The 15,092-nt window shown below is 63.4% G+C and carries 13 protein-coding genes; 3 read left to right on the plus strand and 10 right to left on the minus strand.

What is annotated here, in order from left to right; genetic code table 11:
• Positions 1-30: 30 nt before the first annotated feature.
• From MVC20_RS10095 to MVC20_RS10105, 3 genes are read left to right on the plus strand one after another with little or no spacing between them, the layout of a single operon-like run.
• Positions 31-750, plus strand: a complete 720-nt coding sequence (locus MVC20_RS10095; RefSeq protein ID WP_297540921.1) for an amino acid ABC transporter permease — start codon at positions 31-33, stop codon at positions 748-750.
• Between the two features lies 1 nt (position 751).
• On the plus strand, positions 752-1,408 hold the full coding sequence (locus MVC20_RS10100; RefSeq protein ID WP_297540923.1) for an amino acid ABC transporter permease: 657 nt from the start codon (positions 752-754) through the stop codon (positions 1,406-1,408).
• Positions 1,405-2,136, plus strand: a complete 732-nt coding sequence (locus MVC20_RS10105; RefSeq protein WP_297540925.1) for an amino acid ABC transporter ATP-binding protein — start codon at positions 1,405-1,407, stop codon at positions 2,134-2,136. The genes MVC20_RS10100 and MVC20_RS10105 overlap by 4 nt, the downstream gene beginning before the upstream one ends.
• Positions 2,137-2,417: 281 nt before the next feature.
• On the opposite strand, the gene MVC20_RS10110 is transcribed toward MVC20_RS10105, so the two are convergent.
• The 10 genes from MVC20_RS10110 to phnD form a co-directional block, all read right to left on the minus strand.
• Positions 2,418-3,314: an FAD:protein FMN transferase gene (locus tag MVC20_RS10110; protein ID WP_297540927.1), complete on the minus strand. Its 897-nt coding sequence runs from the start codon at positions 3,312-3,314 to the stop codon at positions 2,418-2,420.
• 9 nt (positions 3,315-3,323) lie between these two features.
• Positions 3,324-3,872 carry a nitrous oxide reductase accessory protein NosL gene (locus tag MVC20_RS10115; RefSeq protein ID WP_297540929.1) on the minus strand — a complete coding sequence of 183 codons (549 nt, stop codon included), beginning with the start codon at positions 3,870-3,872 and terminating at the stop codon, positions 3,324-3,326.
• Positions 3,869-4,690 carry an ABC transporter permease subunit gene (locus MVC20_RS10120; protein ID WP_297540930.1) on the minus strand — a complete coding sequence of 274 codons (822 nt, stop codon included), beginning with the start codon at positions 4,688-4,690 and terminating at the stop codon, positions 3,869-3,871. The genes MVC20_RS10115 and MVC20_RS10120 overlap by 4 nt, the downstream gene beginning before the upstream one ends.
• Positions 4,687-5,574, minus strand: coding sequence for an ABC transporter ATP-binding protein (locus MVC20_RS10125; protein WP_297540931.1), 888 nt, complete (start codon positions 5,572-5,574; stop codon positions 4,687-4,689). The genes MVC20_RS10120 and MVC20_RS10125 overlap by 4 nt, the downstream gene beginning before the upstream one ends.
• Complete coding sequence (locus tag MVC20_RS10130; RefSeq protein WP_297540932.1) at positions 5,549-6,886, minus strand: nitrous oxide reductase family maturation protein NosD; 1,338 nt, start codon at positions 6,884-6,886, stop codon at positions 5,549-5,551. Before MVC20_RS10130 ends, MVC20_RS10125 begins: the two co-directional genes overlap by 26 nt.
• A 2-nt stretch (positions 6,887-6,888) precedes the next feature.
• Entirely contained in the window at positions 6,889-8,817 is a 1,929-nt protein-coding gene (gene nosZ, locus MVC20_RS10135) for a TAT-dependent nitrous-oxide reductase (RefSeq protein WP_297540934.1), read from the minus strand.
• Positions 8,810-10,996, minus strand: a complete 2,187-nt coding sequence (locus MVC20_RS10140) for a NosR/NirI family protein (RefSeq protein WP_297540936.1) — start codon at positions 10,994-10,996, stop codon at positions 8,810-8,812. The genes nosZ and MVC20_RS10140 overlap by 8 nt, the downstream gene beginning before the upstream one ends.
• An 856-nt stretch (positions 10,997-11,852) precedes the next feature.
• Positions 11,853-13,199 carry a phosphonate ABC transporter, permease protein PhnE gene (phnE, locus tag MVC20_RS10145; protein ID WP_297540938.1) on the minus strand — a complete coding sequence of 449 codons (1,347 nt, stop codon included), beginning with the start codon at positions 13,197-13,199 and terminating at the stop codon, positions 11,853-11,855.
• Between the two features lie 4 nt (positions 13,200-13,203).
• The gene (gene phnE, locus MVC20_RS10150; protein ID WP_297540940.1) at positions 13,204-14,073 is read right to left on the minus strand and encodes a phosphonate ABC transporter, permease protein PhnE; all 870 of its coding nucleotides are present in this window, start codon (positions 14,071-14,073) and stop codon (positions 13,204-13,206) included.
• A 69-nt stretch (positions 14,074-14,142) separates the two neighbouring features.
• The gene (gene phnD / locus MVC20_RS10155) at positions 14,143-15,057 is read right to left on the minus strand and encodes a phosphonate ABC transporter substrate-binding protein (RefSeq protein ID WP_297540943.1); all 915 of its coding nucleotides are present in this window, start codon (positions 15,055-15,057) and stop codon (positions 14,143-14,145) included.
• Between the last annotated feature and the right edge of the window lie 35 nt (positions 15,058-15,092).

The following is a 15,092-nucleotide window of genomic DNA, read 5'->3' on the forward strand; positions in this document are numbered from 1 at the left end:
GGGCCGCGCAAGATCGGGGGACCGGACGCGATGAACTACAATTGGAACTGGAGTGTTCTGTGGGAGCCGGAATACCTTGGCTGGCTGCTGAGTGGTCTTGGCTGGACCGTGTCCGTTGCCCTCTGCGCCTGGGGGATCGCCATGGTCGTGGGGGCGCTGGTGGGTGTGGGCCGGACGCTGCCCAGCAGACTGGTGAGCACGCTCTGCACCGCCTATGTCGAGCTCTTTCGGAACGTGCCGCTTTTGGTGCAGATGTTCATCTGGTATTTCGCCGTCCCTGAAATGCTGCCCGAAGAGGCCGGGCGCTGGATGAAGCGCGAGATGCCGCAGCCGGAATTCGTCACGGCGGTGGTGGCCCTCGGTCTCTATACCGCCAGCCGCGTGGCTGAGCAGGTGCGCGCCGGGATCGAGGCGGTGCCGACCGGGCTCAAGTCGGCGGCGACCGCACAGGGCATGGGCGTGGCGCAGGTTTATCGCTACGTTCTCCTGCCGATTTCCTTTCGGCTGATCGTGCCGCCGATGACATCGGAATTCCTGACCGTCTTCAAGAATTCGTCGCTTGCCCTCACCATCGGCCTTCTGGAGCTGACGGCGCAAAGCCAGCAGATCGCAGAATACACCTTTCAGAGTTTCGAGGCCTATACTGCCGCCACCGTCATCTATGTTCTGATCGCCCTCTGCGCCACGATCGTGATGACGCTCGTGGAACGCTACACGCGTATTCCGGGCTACGTCGGCAAGGGGAACTGAGATGGGCGATTTCGATTTTGGCGTCATCCTGAACAACCTGCCGTTCCTCTGGCAGGGGTTGCAGCTCAGTCTGTGGCTCACGTTTCTCGCGGTGCTCGGGGGCATTGCTCTGGGCACGTTGCTGGCGCTGGCGCGGCTCTCGGGGATCAAGCCGCTGGCGTTTCTCGCTGCGGCCTATGTCAACCTGATCCGCTCGGTGCCCCTGATCCTCGTGATTTTCTGGTTCTACTTCCTTGTGCCTCTGGCGCTCGGGCGGCCTATCGGCGGTTTCTATTCGGCGCTCATCGCCTTTGTGATGTTCGAGGCCGCCTATTATTCCGAGATCATGCGCGCCGGTATCCAGAGCGTCAGAACAGGCCAGGTTCACGCAGGTCAGGCGACGGGGCTCAGCTACTGGCAAATCCAGCGGTACATCGTCCTGCCGCAGGCCTTTCGCAACATGATCCCTATTCTGGTCACGCAGGGCATCATCCTGTTTCAGGATACCTCTCTGGTCTTTGTCGTGTCGCTGCGCGACCTGATGACCGCCTCTTCCATCGTGGCCCGGACCGAGGGCCGCCTCGTCGAAATGTATCTCTTTGCCGCGCTCGTCTACTTCGTGATCTGCTTTGCGGGTTCGCTGTTCGTGCGTCGGCTTCAAACGCGGATGGCGACATGATCGAAATGCAAAACGTGAGCAAATGGTATGGGGACTTCAAGGTTCTTACCGATTGCACGACCAAGGTGGCGACGGGCGAGGTTGTGGTGGTTTGCGGCCCCTCGGGATCGGGCAAGTCCACGCTCATCAAATGTGTGAACGGGCTGGAGCCGGTGCAGCAGGGGCGCATCACCGTCGACGGCGCCGAGGTGACAGGCAGCGGCGCAAAGCTGACCAAGCTGCGCGCCAAGATCGGAATGGTCTTTCAGCATTTCGAACTTTATCCCCACATGAGCGTGCGCGACAACTTGTGTCTGGCTCAGGAAAAGGTGCTGGGCCGGAGCCGCAAGGAAGCCGAGGCCAGAGCCGAGACCTTGCTGACGCGCGTGGGCATGATCGACCACATCGCCAAATATCCGGGGCAATTGTCCGGCGGTCAGCAGCAGCGCGTGGCCATTGCCCGCGCCCTTGCGATGGACCCGATCGCCATGTTGTTCGACGAGCCGACTTCGGCGCTTGATCCCGAGATGATCAAGGAGGTGCTCGACGTCATGGTGGGGCTGGCCCGTGACGATGGCATGACCATGATGGTGGTGACACATGAGATGGGATTTGCGCGCAAGGTTGCGGATCGCGTCGTGTTCATGGATGCCGGTGCCATCGTAGAGGACCGCCCGACGCAAGAGTTCTTCGACGCGCCCGAAAGTGAGCGCGCCAAGGATTTCCTGTCAAAGATCCTGCAACATTAAGAGCTCGGAGCCCTCAACTCGTCTTGTGTCGTGCGGCGCGCAAGGGGGGCCGCAGGCGGGTCGTGGTTCAGTTTGAAATCCATCCCCATCGGACCGACCCTGATCCAGGATGCTGCCGAGGATCGGCAGATGCTTCTGTCCGCACTCCCGGCTATGCCCGAGGACATGCGATCCTGGAAACCGAGCGATCCCGTGGTCAGGTCCCGGATGGGAGCGCCCCGGACCCGGGATCGACGTTCGCGAGCGGCTTGCCGCTTTGCGGCGCGGTCCCGGGCGCTGCGTCAGACGAGGCGGCAATCCCGCAGCCGCCCAATGGCCTCTTTCGCCTCTGCGTCGGCGAGCAGGCAAAATCCGGTCGAAAGGGCGTCGGCCAAGGCTGCCGTGGGTGCGGTGACCGATACGGTGCGTGCTGTTGCCGGGGCGGGCAGTCCGGTCCGGGGGTCGAGGATATGGCCGATGGTTTCAGCCGCGTCGAAGGACGTGCCAAGTGGCGCTGATGTCGCCAGCGCGCGGTCACGGAACCTGAACGCCCTGCCATCGGGCAGCGACACCGACCAGGGTGCGCCAGACGGCATGCCCCCCAAGGCGCGAACCTCTCCTGTGTCGATGAGGATCCGATCAAGACCTTGCGCCTCCAGCATCCTCGCCACGCGATCGGCGACATAGCCTTGGGCGATGCCGTTCAGGGTGAGGGCCATGCCGGATCGTGCGAAGGCGATCTGCGACGGCGCGATTGACACGGACGACCAGCCGATGCGAGATCGGGTCTTTTCCAGCATCGGGCCCGTCACGGTGCCGCCTGCGGCATATGCCTCGGCATAGGTCGTCCAGAGTGGCTGAATCGTCGGGTCGAAGGCGCCGCCGGTCGCGTCATGCACGGCACCGGCGATGCCAAGGCATTCGACAAGCTCGAACGGCGGCGCATCCAGTGACCCGTCGCGGTTCAGTCGTGACAGGGCAGAGTCCGGCCGATAGAGGCTGAAGACATCCTCGAGGCGGTCGATTTCGCGCAGCACGGCCATCACGATCTCGGCGGCATCCGGGTGGTCTAACGTGATCGACGCCCGCGCTCCAAGCGCAGTGCCGGTCCAGTAACGCTTCGGCGCGGCCGAAGCAGGGCCCGCCAGAGCGGTGGCGGCGGAAATCGCGATGAAGCGACGGCGGGAAAGGCGCGGCATGGTGGTCTCCTAGTCGATGGCCGCCCCCTCGGGCGGAATGAAATTGCCCTCGTCGTCGAGCCGGAACTCAACCGGGGCCAGCACCATCTCGTCCGGCACCGAGAGCAGTGACAGGACCTCGCCACCGTTTCTGGTGGCAAAATCCTCGGCAGCGGCGCGGTCGGCAAAGGGGACCAGCTCGGGTGCCCCCATGCCGCCGGCAACGGTGGCGCCAACCACGTAGACGGCTGTGTCGGCGGCGATCCAGTTGTCGGCTCCGGGGGCATGCCAACTGGGGGCGGCCCCCATGTCGCTGACATAGATCGCGGTGATGGCGTAGTTTTGCTCGGGCATCCGTTGGTAGGCGATAGCATCACGCACTTGGCTGAAGAACAGCGGATCGGGCGGACCCGCCAGGTGGACCTGCGCCTTGGGGCCGGGATGTTCCAGCAGATCCATCTGGCAGTAATGGCCCACGGCTTCGGCAGTCATGGTGACAGGCAACGGCCTTTCAGCCGAATCTTCCTTGCAGCCCGACAGAGCGAGAGCAACAAGCGTGAGCGCTATAAGGCGGGTCATGGTCGTACCCTCCGGAATGCGACCAGGGCCAAGGCAAAACCGCCCGTCGACCAGACCAGCAACGAGGAAAGAGCCAAGGCCGGAGGAATGGTCTGCGCCGCCCCTGCGACGCCCGCCGCCACACCCGCCGCCTCGGAGGCGGCGAGGTTGTAAAGCCGAAAGGCGTCGGCCGGGTTCGCAAGCAGAAGCCAGGGAAAAACATGCGTGGTGAAGTCTCCGCCGCCATCGGCGACCACCGCAGCCAGCAGACCCAGATCGTAAAGCACCACGAAGACCAGCCACAACCCGATGGCCGCGCCGGCGGCCGCGCCCGGGCGGCGCGATACCGCCGAGACAGCATATCCCACTCCGAGGAAAGCCGCGCCCAGCACCAGGGAGGACAGCAGCAGCCGCACGAGCGCAGGCAGGCCTGCCGCCGCCCCCGGATCGAAAGCGAAAGCCGCCAAGGCGGCGACGCCGTAGCCGGCCACAAGGGCGATGCCAAGAACAGCCAGATGCGCGAGAAATTTCCCCGCCAGTATCTCGCCACGGCTGACGGGATAGGTCAGGATCAGCGGCAGCGTACCTCGCTCGACCTCGCCCGCCACGGCGTCGAAGGACATCAGCAACGCGAGAAGCGGAACGAGGTACACGGCGAGAGAGGTGAGGCTTGCGACCGTGACCGAGAGTTTGTCGGCGCCGATTTCACCGGTTGGCGCGCTGCCTGCCGCCGACAGGACAAGCGCAAAGAGCGCCATCATTGCGACCGCGATCGCGACCCAGCGGTTGCGCATCGCGATGCGGACCTCGGATCCGGCCCCGGCCATTATACGGGTCATTGATCTGTCCTCCGGCTGAAATGGGTGTACAGGTCTTCGAGGCTCGGCGGGATCACCTCGACGTCCTCGATCATGCCGCCGAGACCGGCGATCTGGCCGAGGCGGGACAGCTTGTCGTCATGCGTGCATGTTAGATCGACCCGCACGCCGTTGACGCGGGTGCCATCCAACCGCCGTGCCACGTCGCCCACCGTGTCGGGCCGGGCCGCGACCTGGATGTGGATCGGCAGCCCCGCCGCGCGCCGAAGCGCCGCAAGCGTGTCGTTCGCGACGAGCCGCCCCCTCGACAGGATCGCGATGCGGTCGGTCCGCGCCTCGACCTCGGTCAGCGCGTGGGAGGACAACAGGATGGCCGCACCCTCGCGGGCAAGGTCGTCGAGGATGTCGTAGAACTCGCGCCGCGAAACGGGGTCAAGCCCGCTTGTCGGCTCGTCAAGGACCATCAGGCGCGGCCGTCCGATCAGCGCCTGCGCCAGCCCGACGCGCTGCCGCATCCCCTTGGAGTAGGTGCCGATCCGGCGGTCTGCGGCCTGCTCCAGCCCGACCCTTTCCAGCAGGGCGCCAGCTTTCGAGGCCGGTTCACCACGCAACCGCAGGTATACCGCGAGCTGTTCACGCCCGGTCAGGGCCGGGTGAAAGGCCGCATTTTCCGGTAGATAGGCCGTGGCCTCGCGCGCGGCGCGTTCGCCGGGCGCAGCGCCCGCCACGCGGATCTCGCCCAAGGTCGCCGGGATCAGCCCCAGAACGGTCTTCATCAGGGTCGACTTGCCCGCCCCGTTGTGACCCAGCAGCGCCACGCGCTCGCCTTCGGCCACCGCAAGGCTGACATCCTGTAGCGCCTCGACGGTGCCAAAGGTCTTAGTGACCCGAGAGCAGGTCAGCATCGCTCATCTCCTCAATCTCTCCGGCGCGGGCCAGTGCATCGGCCTCCAGCGCCGCGATGTTGCCCGGCACCGCGATCTCGGGCGCCGTCATCAGCGGCGCGCTGTCCAGAACGCCGCCCGGCAGGGTTGCCGGAAAGGCTGTCTGGCTCCAGCGCACCAATTGCACCGCGGGCGAGCCAAGCAACAGCTTGGCCGAAGGCTGCGACCAAAGGATGTGATCCATCAGGTCGTTCGGCCGGAAGGCCCCGTCTGCGATCCCGTCGCCGTCTAGGTCGAAGGCCGGGTGGTCCGACCAGAAATTGCCGCGGCCTTCCGCGCTCCATTCCATTTGTCGGGTTCCGACGTATTTCACCTGGGTTCGATTGCCGACAAAGGCATTGCCGGTGATCTGGTTGCGTTCGGAGCCGGCGGTGAAGTGAATGCCGATCTCGCATCCCTCGAAACGGTTGCCCTCGATCCGGTTCTTGTGGGCATTGTAGATGAAGGTGCATTTTTCATGCGTGCCGCCGCGCACCAGGTTGCCGGTGACCTGCGCGTTGTTGGCGTAGTTCAGCATGATGCCATGCGTGCGATCACCCAGCGACAGGTTGTCCCGCACCTCGATTCGGTTCGAGAACATCAAGGCAAACCCCAGGGTGTTGCCCACCGAGATGTTGCCGATGATCCGGGAATTGTTCGTGTACATGTAGTGCACGGCAAAGCGCAGGTCGCGGAAGGTGTTGTTGCGAAAGACGTTGTTCTTCGAGGCATTGGCGAAGATTCCGTCCCGTCCCCAGATCACGTCATTGGCCTCGACAATCGTTCCAGGCGCATTCCAGACGTAGATCCCGTTGCCCCGGTCGTTCACCCGCCGATCACGGCGGCCTTCGATCCGGTTTCCACGCACGATACTGTCGCGCGCGCCGTGCACGGTGATGCCGTGCAGGTTGCCAGTCAGGTGGTTGTTTTCGACAATCGCGTTCGTGGCCGTCCGTTCGAGCTTTACTCCTGAATCGATTTCTGCGCCGTCATTGCCCGAGCCGCGGATCGTCAGGTTGCGGATCACCGCGCCGTTGCTGCTCACGGAAACGACGCTGCCCGTTCCGTTGCCTTCGAGGATGGTGCCGTCCTGGCCTTCAAGGGTCAGCGGAAGGTCGATGGACACCGGGCCTTCATGCAGGCCCGGCATCAGGATCAGCACGTCGCCGGGGTTGGCCCCGGCGACGGCGGCGGCAAGCGCACCCGGCGCGGGCGCTACCGTCCGCGTTTCTGCCGCTGCAGGGACCGCGAGAGCGGCCAGGATAGCGACAAGGAGGAGCCGGATGCGCGCCATTCTCAGGCGCCCCGCGGTTCGACGAACATCCGGCCGCGCATCTCCATGTGGAGCGCGTGGCAGAACCACTGGCAATAATACCAGTAGACGCCCGGTTGCGCCGCCGTGAAGGTCACCGATGCGGTGGCCTGCGGCCCGACCTCCATCGCGACGCCATGGTTGCCCATTGTGAAACCGTGGGTCAGGTCATCGATGTCGTCAAGGTTGGTGACGTAGACCGTGACCTCATCGCCCTGCTTCACCGTGAAGGATGGCAGCGAGAACATCGGCGCCTGGGACGACATGTAGACCCGCACCTTGTTGCCGTCGCGGATCGGCTCGTCATGGCCCCAGTCAAGGTCCACGCCGTCCGCCTCGGCCTGACGGCGCGCGTCTTCCCACATCGGATCGTCGCGTTTCCAGACATGGAGCGGAGTCACGACCGAGCGATGAACCAGGATCGAGTCATGGGGCTCTGCGAAGGTCGGGCCATCATGGACGAGGTTGAGCTTGTCGCCGTCGATGACGAAAAGCTGTTCGTTCTCGGGCTTGAGGGGGCCGACGTTGATGAACCGGTCCTTGGAGAACTTGTTCATCGAGATGAAGTATTTGCCATCAGCATCCAGCGTCTCGCCCATGGTGGTCGAGTTGTGGCCGGGCTGATAATGCACGTCGGTCTTGGACAGGATCGGATCCTCGCCGGCCACGGCCTTGGCGATGTTCCACTTCACCACCTGGCTGTCGAGGAAGAGCGTGGTATAGGCGTTGCCCTTGCCATCGAAGGCGGTGTGAAGCGGCCCAAGGCCAAGTTCGGGCTCCGCGACCACGGCCGAACGGGGATCCGCCCCCTCGTAGAACACCGCGTCGAGCTTGCGCACGTCGATCACGCTGACCGTCGGCGACAGCTTGCCAGCGATGCACAGGTGCACCTTGTCGGGCGCCATGTTGCAGCCGTGGGGGTTGTTCGGGATCGGGATGTAGCGAACGTAGTTCTTTTCCGATCCCTTGCGCCCGTCGATCACCTTGACGCCGTTGAGTTCGGTAAAGTCCCCGGCAGCGATACCCTTTTCGATCTCGGCGATGTTGTAGACCACCACATGGTCCTTGTCCGCCGCCGTCATGTCGGCGAGGTCCATCCCCATTTCCGAGTTGTACGAGGTCGAGAACGCGTATTTGCCGTCGTAATCCGCGTCGGTGTTGTCGAGGTTGCCGGTGACCATCACCTGCCACGCAATGCTCATGTCATCGGCATTGATCGCGGTGTAGAAGTTCACGTATTTCGACGGATCGTCGAGGATCATGCCGTCGTTGACCATTGGCACCTCGTCCTCGCCATTGGCGAACACGTAGTTGGTGCGCGGCCATTTCTGCGGGCGCAGGCCATGGATGCCCTTGGCGTTCGGGATCTCGATGATCTTGTCAGGTTTCATCACGTCGCAGCGCACCCGCGCCACGCGCGTGTTGGCCTTGTCGTTCATGAACAGGAAGCGGCCGTCATATTTGCCCTCGGTGAAGGACATGTGGACGTGGTGCAGGTCGCCATTGCGGGGGAACTCAAGCCCGTTTGCCGCGAGATAATCCTTGGTCTTCTGGGTCAGACCCTCGGTCAGGATCTTCTTCGATTCATTGGTGATGCCCCAGCCGGTGGCCGAGCAGATGTTGAACACCGGCACGCGCATCAGCTCGCGCATCGAGGGGATGCCGAGTATGCGCATCTCGCCGGTCTGGCCCGAGGACCAGAAGCCATAATACTCGTCCAGTTCGCCAGGCGCGACATGGCCGACTTCGCTTGCGGCCCGGGCCGGGGTTGCCGATCCCAGGAAGGCCGCGCCCGTTGCGCCGCCCAGCATGGCCCCGCCGGATATGCCCAGCGTGCCGAGCGCGGCCCCTCCGGCCGTCGCGCCCAGAAGGCCACGCCGGCTGATGCCGCTTTTCCCCATTTTTTCAGACATTTCGAGTCTCCTTTCTGTTGGGGTGATTGGTCAGAACCCTGTCGAGCGCCTCGGAGCTCGCCGAAGCGTTCGCGCGGCGTTTCTCGCGGCGCTGGACGACAGGGCATTTCGTTTTCGACCTGTAGAGGACCTGGCAGTTCAGACAGTTCAGGCACTCGTTCGGATTGATCTCTCCGGTCGGGTGGATCGCCTGCACCATGCAGTCGTTTGCACAGGTCTGGCAGGGATTGCCGCATTCGCGGTAGCGCTTGAGCCAGTCGAACATCCGGATTCGGGCCGGAATTGCGAGGGCTGCGCCCAGCGGGCAGAGGTAGCGGCAGTAGAACCGCTCGACGAAGAGCCCGATGAACAGCAGGACACCGGCATAGAGCACGAAGGGCCAGGCGCGGTCGAACTTCAGCACGATCGCGGTCTTGAACGGCTCGACCTCGGCCAGATGCTCGGCCTGTCCGATGGAGGCGAGGGAGACACCGAACAGCCCCAGAAAGAGCATGTACTTCACTGCCCAAAGGCGTTCATGCAGCCCCCAGGGCAGCTCCCATTGCGGCACCTTGAACACTTTCGCGATGCGGTTCGAGAGCTCCTGAAGCGCGCCGAACGGGCAGAGCCAGCCACAATAGGCACCGCGCCCCCAGAAGATCAGCGCAGCAGCGACCGAGAACCACAGGATGAAGGTCAGTGGATCCAGCAGGAACGCTTCCCATGTGAAGTCGTTGGCAAGCGAATTGGCCAGCGCCATCAGGTTCACGACCGACAGCTGCGCGTTGGCATACCAGCCGAGAAAAACCAGCGTGACCGTCAGAAAGCCCATGCGGAACCAGAGCGTTGCGCGGGCAGAGCGCGTGACGAGGTCCTGAAAGAAGAACACGATTGTCAGAACCGCGAGCATCACCGTCAGACCGGCGATCTCCACCGTCTTGTCGCGCCAGATGCGCTGCCAGAGCGCCGTCTTTGCGGTGGCCTCGTCGATCCGGGTCGCGGTCGCTGCGGCGGGCGCGGGGTCGGGCGTGATCGGTTCCAGGAAGGTGGCGGGTGGCTGCCAACCCATTTCGAAGGTCGTATAGACACGCTCGATGGCACCCACATCGCGCTGAACCAGAAGTTGCAGGCGGAACGGTTCGGTCGGATCGAAGCCGATGTCAGCCGGAATTCGGAACAGGTCCATCTCGGACAGGGTGGGTGCCCCGTCCGTGGCGATGGTGCCCACCCGGCGGTGGTCGCGGTCCCGGAAGCGCACCGAGATATCGCCCTGGATCAGCTGGATGCGGTCGAAGATCCCGCCACGGACATAGCCTGAGCCCTTGAAGGAATACTGCCCGCGGCCAGCGACCAGCAGAGCGTGCTCGCCCCCGGTCAGCCAGTCGCGCAGGTTCTGGACCTCGGCCGGTTCGAGAAGCGCGCCGGCGATCCCGGGGATCGAGACAAGCGTGGCATAGAGATCGATGAACGTGCCGTCTTCTGCACCGGCAATGGGACGCGCCGCCGCGCGCGGGTCTTCAACCTGCTCAAAGGCGCGGTTCACCTGTCCGACATCCAGCGACAGACGCCGGATCGTGCCGTCCCCGACCAGCGTCTGCCAGTCGCCAGCCGCAGTCGCCTCGGCGTCGATTGCGTATTTCGGCCCTTCGGGCGCGGTTTCGGGGGCGAGCCCACCCAGACCCAGGGTGCGCGCCACCCGTATCGAGGACCGGACGACCGAATCGTCGATAACCATGATCGTGACCGTCGCGCCGGAGATGATGTTGAGATCATGCGCGACACCGCCAGCCGCCGCTTCGGCCGCGATGTCGAGACCGGCGTAAGAGCTGGTCAGCGCCTGCACCTTGGCCTCGGGAATGCCGATCAGGACGATGGGTTCGGAATGCTTGACCAGACGGACCGCGCGTAGCACGGCATCCTGTCCGATGGCGACCATCACGTGGATGGGTTTGCCGGAATAACCGGTCGTGCCGACAAAATCCGACGTGACGAAAGCCCAACCTACGGTTTCGCCTTCGCTCTGGACGGCGACAACTGGAAGGTCGTCACGGATCGATCCGAAGGCGTCTGCGCCTTCGATAAGCTCGGAAGGGGAAACTTCAGCGAGGAACTGTTCGAGCACCGGGCTCTGCGCGGATGCGGGCGCGGCGACTGCGGCAAGCAGGAACAGCATGCAAAAGAGGCGTTGGAACAGGAACATCAGGCTTCTTTCTCGGTCGGGGGAGCGCGCGGGACCGGCAACCGGCCGCGTTCACGGGGGCGGATTGCCGATTTCAAGATGCATGGAACGGCGGTCGCAAAGAACATCGGCCGGTCCTGGGCAGAAGCTTCGAGGATCAGGCAAACGCCACCGGACGATGGACAGGCGGCACAGCCGCAATCGCAAATGGCCTCGTCCGGTGCCTCGATTGGATTGCCCTCTCGATCGACCGTTATCGTTTTTGCACCGTCGCCAGAGCAAATGACGATCTCGAACCCATCAACGCTCTCACTTGCATGGGCGCGACCTGCTCGGGCAACATCCGTGACCAATCCAATGACCCCGAGGATCACAAGAACGCGGCAGAAGACCTTGCAGAGGTTTCGAACGCGTACCGGGATTGTATGTGGTTCAGCCCTAGACATTCCAATACCGAGATATTTGGGTTATTACAGATCGCCCTTTTATGAGAGGCTTGTCGCAGCCAGCGCGAGTCGGCGCCTTGATTAAGATCAAATAAAATGATCTTTTTTCGAACCGGTCTTTCGGGCTGGGTGAATCCGGTCAACTAACGTGCTTGGAAAGCGAGAGCCTTTAGGGCGAGAAAGGTCCAACTCGTTCGGCAGGGCTCTTGCGCTCGTGACAGAGAATAAAGTGCAACTCGTCGAATTGGCGGAGCATCTCTTGCGTGTCAGAGCGATGTCGACGCGCGACATTAGAGCGTTTGCAAAGCACATCGCAGGCGAAAGGACCGTGGACAAAGTCTCGTGAGAAAGTCCTTGCGGCGGGAGTATTTGGCCCATGAAGAAACGCGGATCATTGCTTCTTTATGGACCAAATACTCAATTCCGCCCGTTCAGTGCCCACTGTCGTCCGAGGTTATGAGCTTGCGGCGCAGCCAGCCGGACAGCGTGTCCATCAGCATCACCATGATCAGAATGAGGATGATGTAATAGCTGACCTCTTCCCAGTCCTTTTGCGTGATCATGGCTTGGGTGAGCAAGAGGCCGATGCCGCCGCCGGTGATGGCGCCGATGATGGTGGCGCTGCGGGTGTTGGATTCGAGGTAATAGAGCAACTGGCTGAGCAGGACGGGGGTGATCTGGGGAATCACGCCGAAGCGATAGCGTTGCAGCGGCGAGGCCCCCGTCGACTGCACGCCTTCGATCTGTTTCTTGTCGACGTTTTCCAGCGCCTCGGAGAAGAGTTTGCCGAATGTGCCGGTATCGGTCAGCAGGATGGCCAGCGCGCCGGTCATCGGGCCGGGGCCAAAGGCGCGGGCCAGCACCAGCGTCCAGATCAGCGCGTCGACCCCGCGCAAGAGGTCAAAGACCCGCCGCATGGCCGCGCGCACCGCCATGATGGGCGAGAAATTGCGCGCCGCCGCAAAGGCCAGCGGCAGCGCCGCGATCCCCGCCCCCATGGTGCCGAGAAAGGCCATGAGGATGGTCTCAAAAATGGCCCAGATCACATCCTTGTGCTGCCACATGCGGTTGTTCCAGACGTCATGTGCCATGGCCGCGAGGTTGCTCTTGCCCTCGACGACGTGCTCGGAGGACAGGGCAAGCGTTGCCAGTTCCCCGAGGCTCTTGCCATAGAACGGGCTGTCGAGGGTGAACCAGAAGAGTTCCCAGCCGAAGTGATAGCGCATGACCTCGGTGCGGGCCCGTGTCAGCGTCACGCGGCCGGCGTCGGTGGTGATGTCGACGCGGGCGTTGCTGGCGCTGATCCAGTCGGGGATGGTGTCGGTGGGGAGCGAGAGTGCGATCCCCCCGCTGCGCGAGACCTCGGCCTCGATCAGCCCATAGTCCGGCACGTCGTAGAGAAGCCTGTTGCCGTCGATCAGCACGTCCTGCCCATGTTTCAGGGAGACCAGCGTGCGGTCCGGGCTCTGGATCTCGACCCAATCGGGGTGGGTGCCGTCGGGCCATGTGCCCTTGTTCTCGCCCTCGACCGCGATGCTGAGCGCGCCGCTGCGGTTGTCGCGGGTGACATGCGTCTTGTAGCTGTAGCTGTCGGCGACAAGGATGCGGGCATTGTCGAGCCGGGCGCGCTCGGCCAGCCCCATGATGTCGAAGGCAAAGAAGATATAGGCGAAATAGGCGAGGATCACCGCCGGGGCGGCAAAGGCGAGCCGCCGTTTGCGGCGAAAGAACGCCGTGGCGTCGAAATGAGGAGGGGTGATGTCGGTCATCATGCTCATGGCTTCAGTCCTCGCCGATCAGCGTGTTGCGAAAATGGCTGGACATCTGGTCAAACAGCACGATCGTGCCAAAGAGCAGCAGAAAGATCGCCGCAACCTCGTCATAGCGCCCTTGTCCCCAGCTGAAGGCGTTTTTCAGGTCATAGCCGATGCCGCCAGAGCCGACAAAGCCGAGGATGGCGGAGGCGCGGATGTTGATCTCGAAGCGCAGGAGCGCATAGCTGAGATAGTTGGGCGCCACCTGCGGGATGACACCCAGCCACATGCGCTGGCCCCATGTCGCCCCCACCGATTGCAGCCCCTCGACGGGTTTGAGGCTGGCGTTTTCATTCACTTCGGAAAAGAGTTTGCCCAGTGCGCCCATGGTGTGAATGGCGATGGCGATCATTGCGGGCACCGGGCCGCCGCCGAGGATGAAGATCAGCACGAGGGCAATCACGATCTCCGGCACCGCGCGCAGGATGTCCATGATCCGGCGAAAGAGGCCGATGAGCCCGGGCCATTTGGCAAGGCCGCGCGTCGCCAGAAGCGAGATCATGCCTGCGCCGAGCGCGCCCAGCAGGGTAGAGGCAGCGGCGATGTTGACGGTCTCGATCAGGGAGGGCAGGAATTTCCACATCAGCCCCGGCAGGTTGGCGATTTTCTGACCAGCCTCGGACAGCACCTCGCCGGGGAACTGAAAGATGTTGCCGATCCCGTCCCAGAAGCCGCCCGCGTTGCGCCCGTCCGCCACGCGAAAGCCCGAGACCATCAGCGCCACGAAGACGATCAGCATCACCGCGCCATAGGCGCGTTTGCGCCGGGTCATCTCCAAATAGGCGTCCTGCACGGATTTCACCCGCGCGGCGGCCTGTCCCGCGGTCATGTCGGTCATTCCGGTCCTCCGTCAAAAGAGACCGGGCCCGCGTCGATGCAGGCCCGGTTCAATGGTCGTGTTACGGCCTTAGTTCGAGGCCTTGCGTGCCTCGATGATCGAGAGATAGGCGTCGTGGGTGATCGGCATGAAGCCGAGCGCCTCACCCTGAAGCACGCCGTAGGCGCAATCGGGGTCGATGGATTTCAGCGAGGCCCAGAGGCCCGTGACCTTGAGCTTCACGTCTTCGGGCAGCGCCTGACGCAGCACGACGGGGCCCTCGGGGATGGGCTTGGATTTCCAGATCTCGACGATCTGGTTCATATCGACAAGGCCTGCATCCACGGCCTTGCGCAGCGCGCCCGAGTTGTAGCCGTCTTCCCACGCGCCCTGACCATCGGCCCAGGTCACGCCCGCGTCGATATCGCCATTGGCGACGGCGACGATGGTCTGCTCGTGGCCGCCGGTGAATTTCACTTCGCCGAAATAGTCGCCCGATTCCATGCTGGCGCCGGTCTCGACCGGGATTTCAATGGAGGGGATCAGGTAGCCCGAGGTCGAGTTCGGATCGCCGAAGCCGAAGGTCTTGCCCTTCATGTCCGCGAGCGAGGTGATGCCGGTGTCCTTGCGGGTAAAGCCGATGGAGTGATAGCCGTAGGAGCCGTCCATGTTGACCTTGACCAGAACCGGCTCGACCGCGCTCGGATCGGTCAGGTAGGTCTTGGCATAGGACGAAGCGCCGAGCCAAGCCACGTCGATGGTGCCGCCCAAGAGACCCTGGATCACGCCGTCGTAATCGGCGGGGGTAAAGACCTTGGTGGGCACGCCCAGCAATTCCTCGGTCTTGGCGCGCAGGCATTCGTTCGAGGTCATGCGGTCCTGGGCGTTCTCGCCGCCCAGCACGCCAATGCGGAATTCCGTGATCTTGGCTTCGCCATGGGTATCGGCGAAGGCCGCGCCGGTGAGCGCGGTGGTCGCGAGGATGGCAGCAACGAGTTTCTTCATGGATGTCTCTCCAGTTGGGTTGATGGACCGCCACC

It is taken from the genome of Roseovarius sp., from assembly GCF_027019125.1.
Lineage (GTDB): Bacteria > Pseudomonadota > Alphaproteobacteria > Rhodobacterales > Rhodobacteraceae > Roseovarius.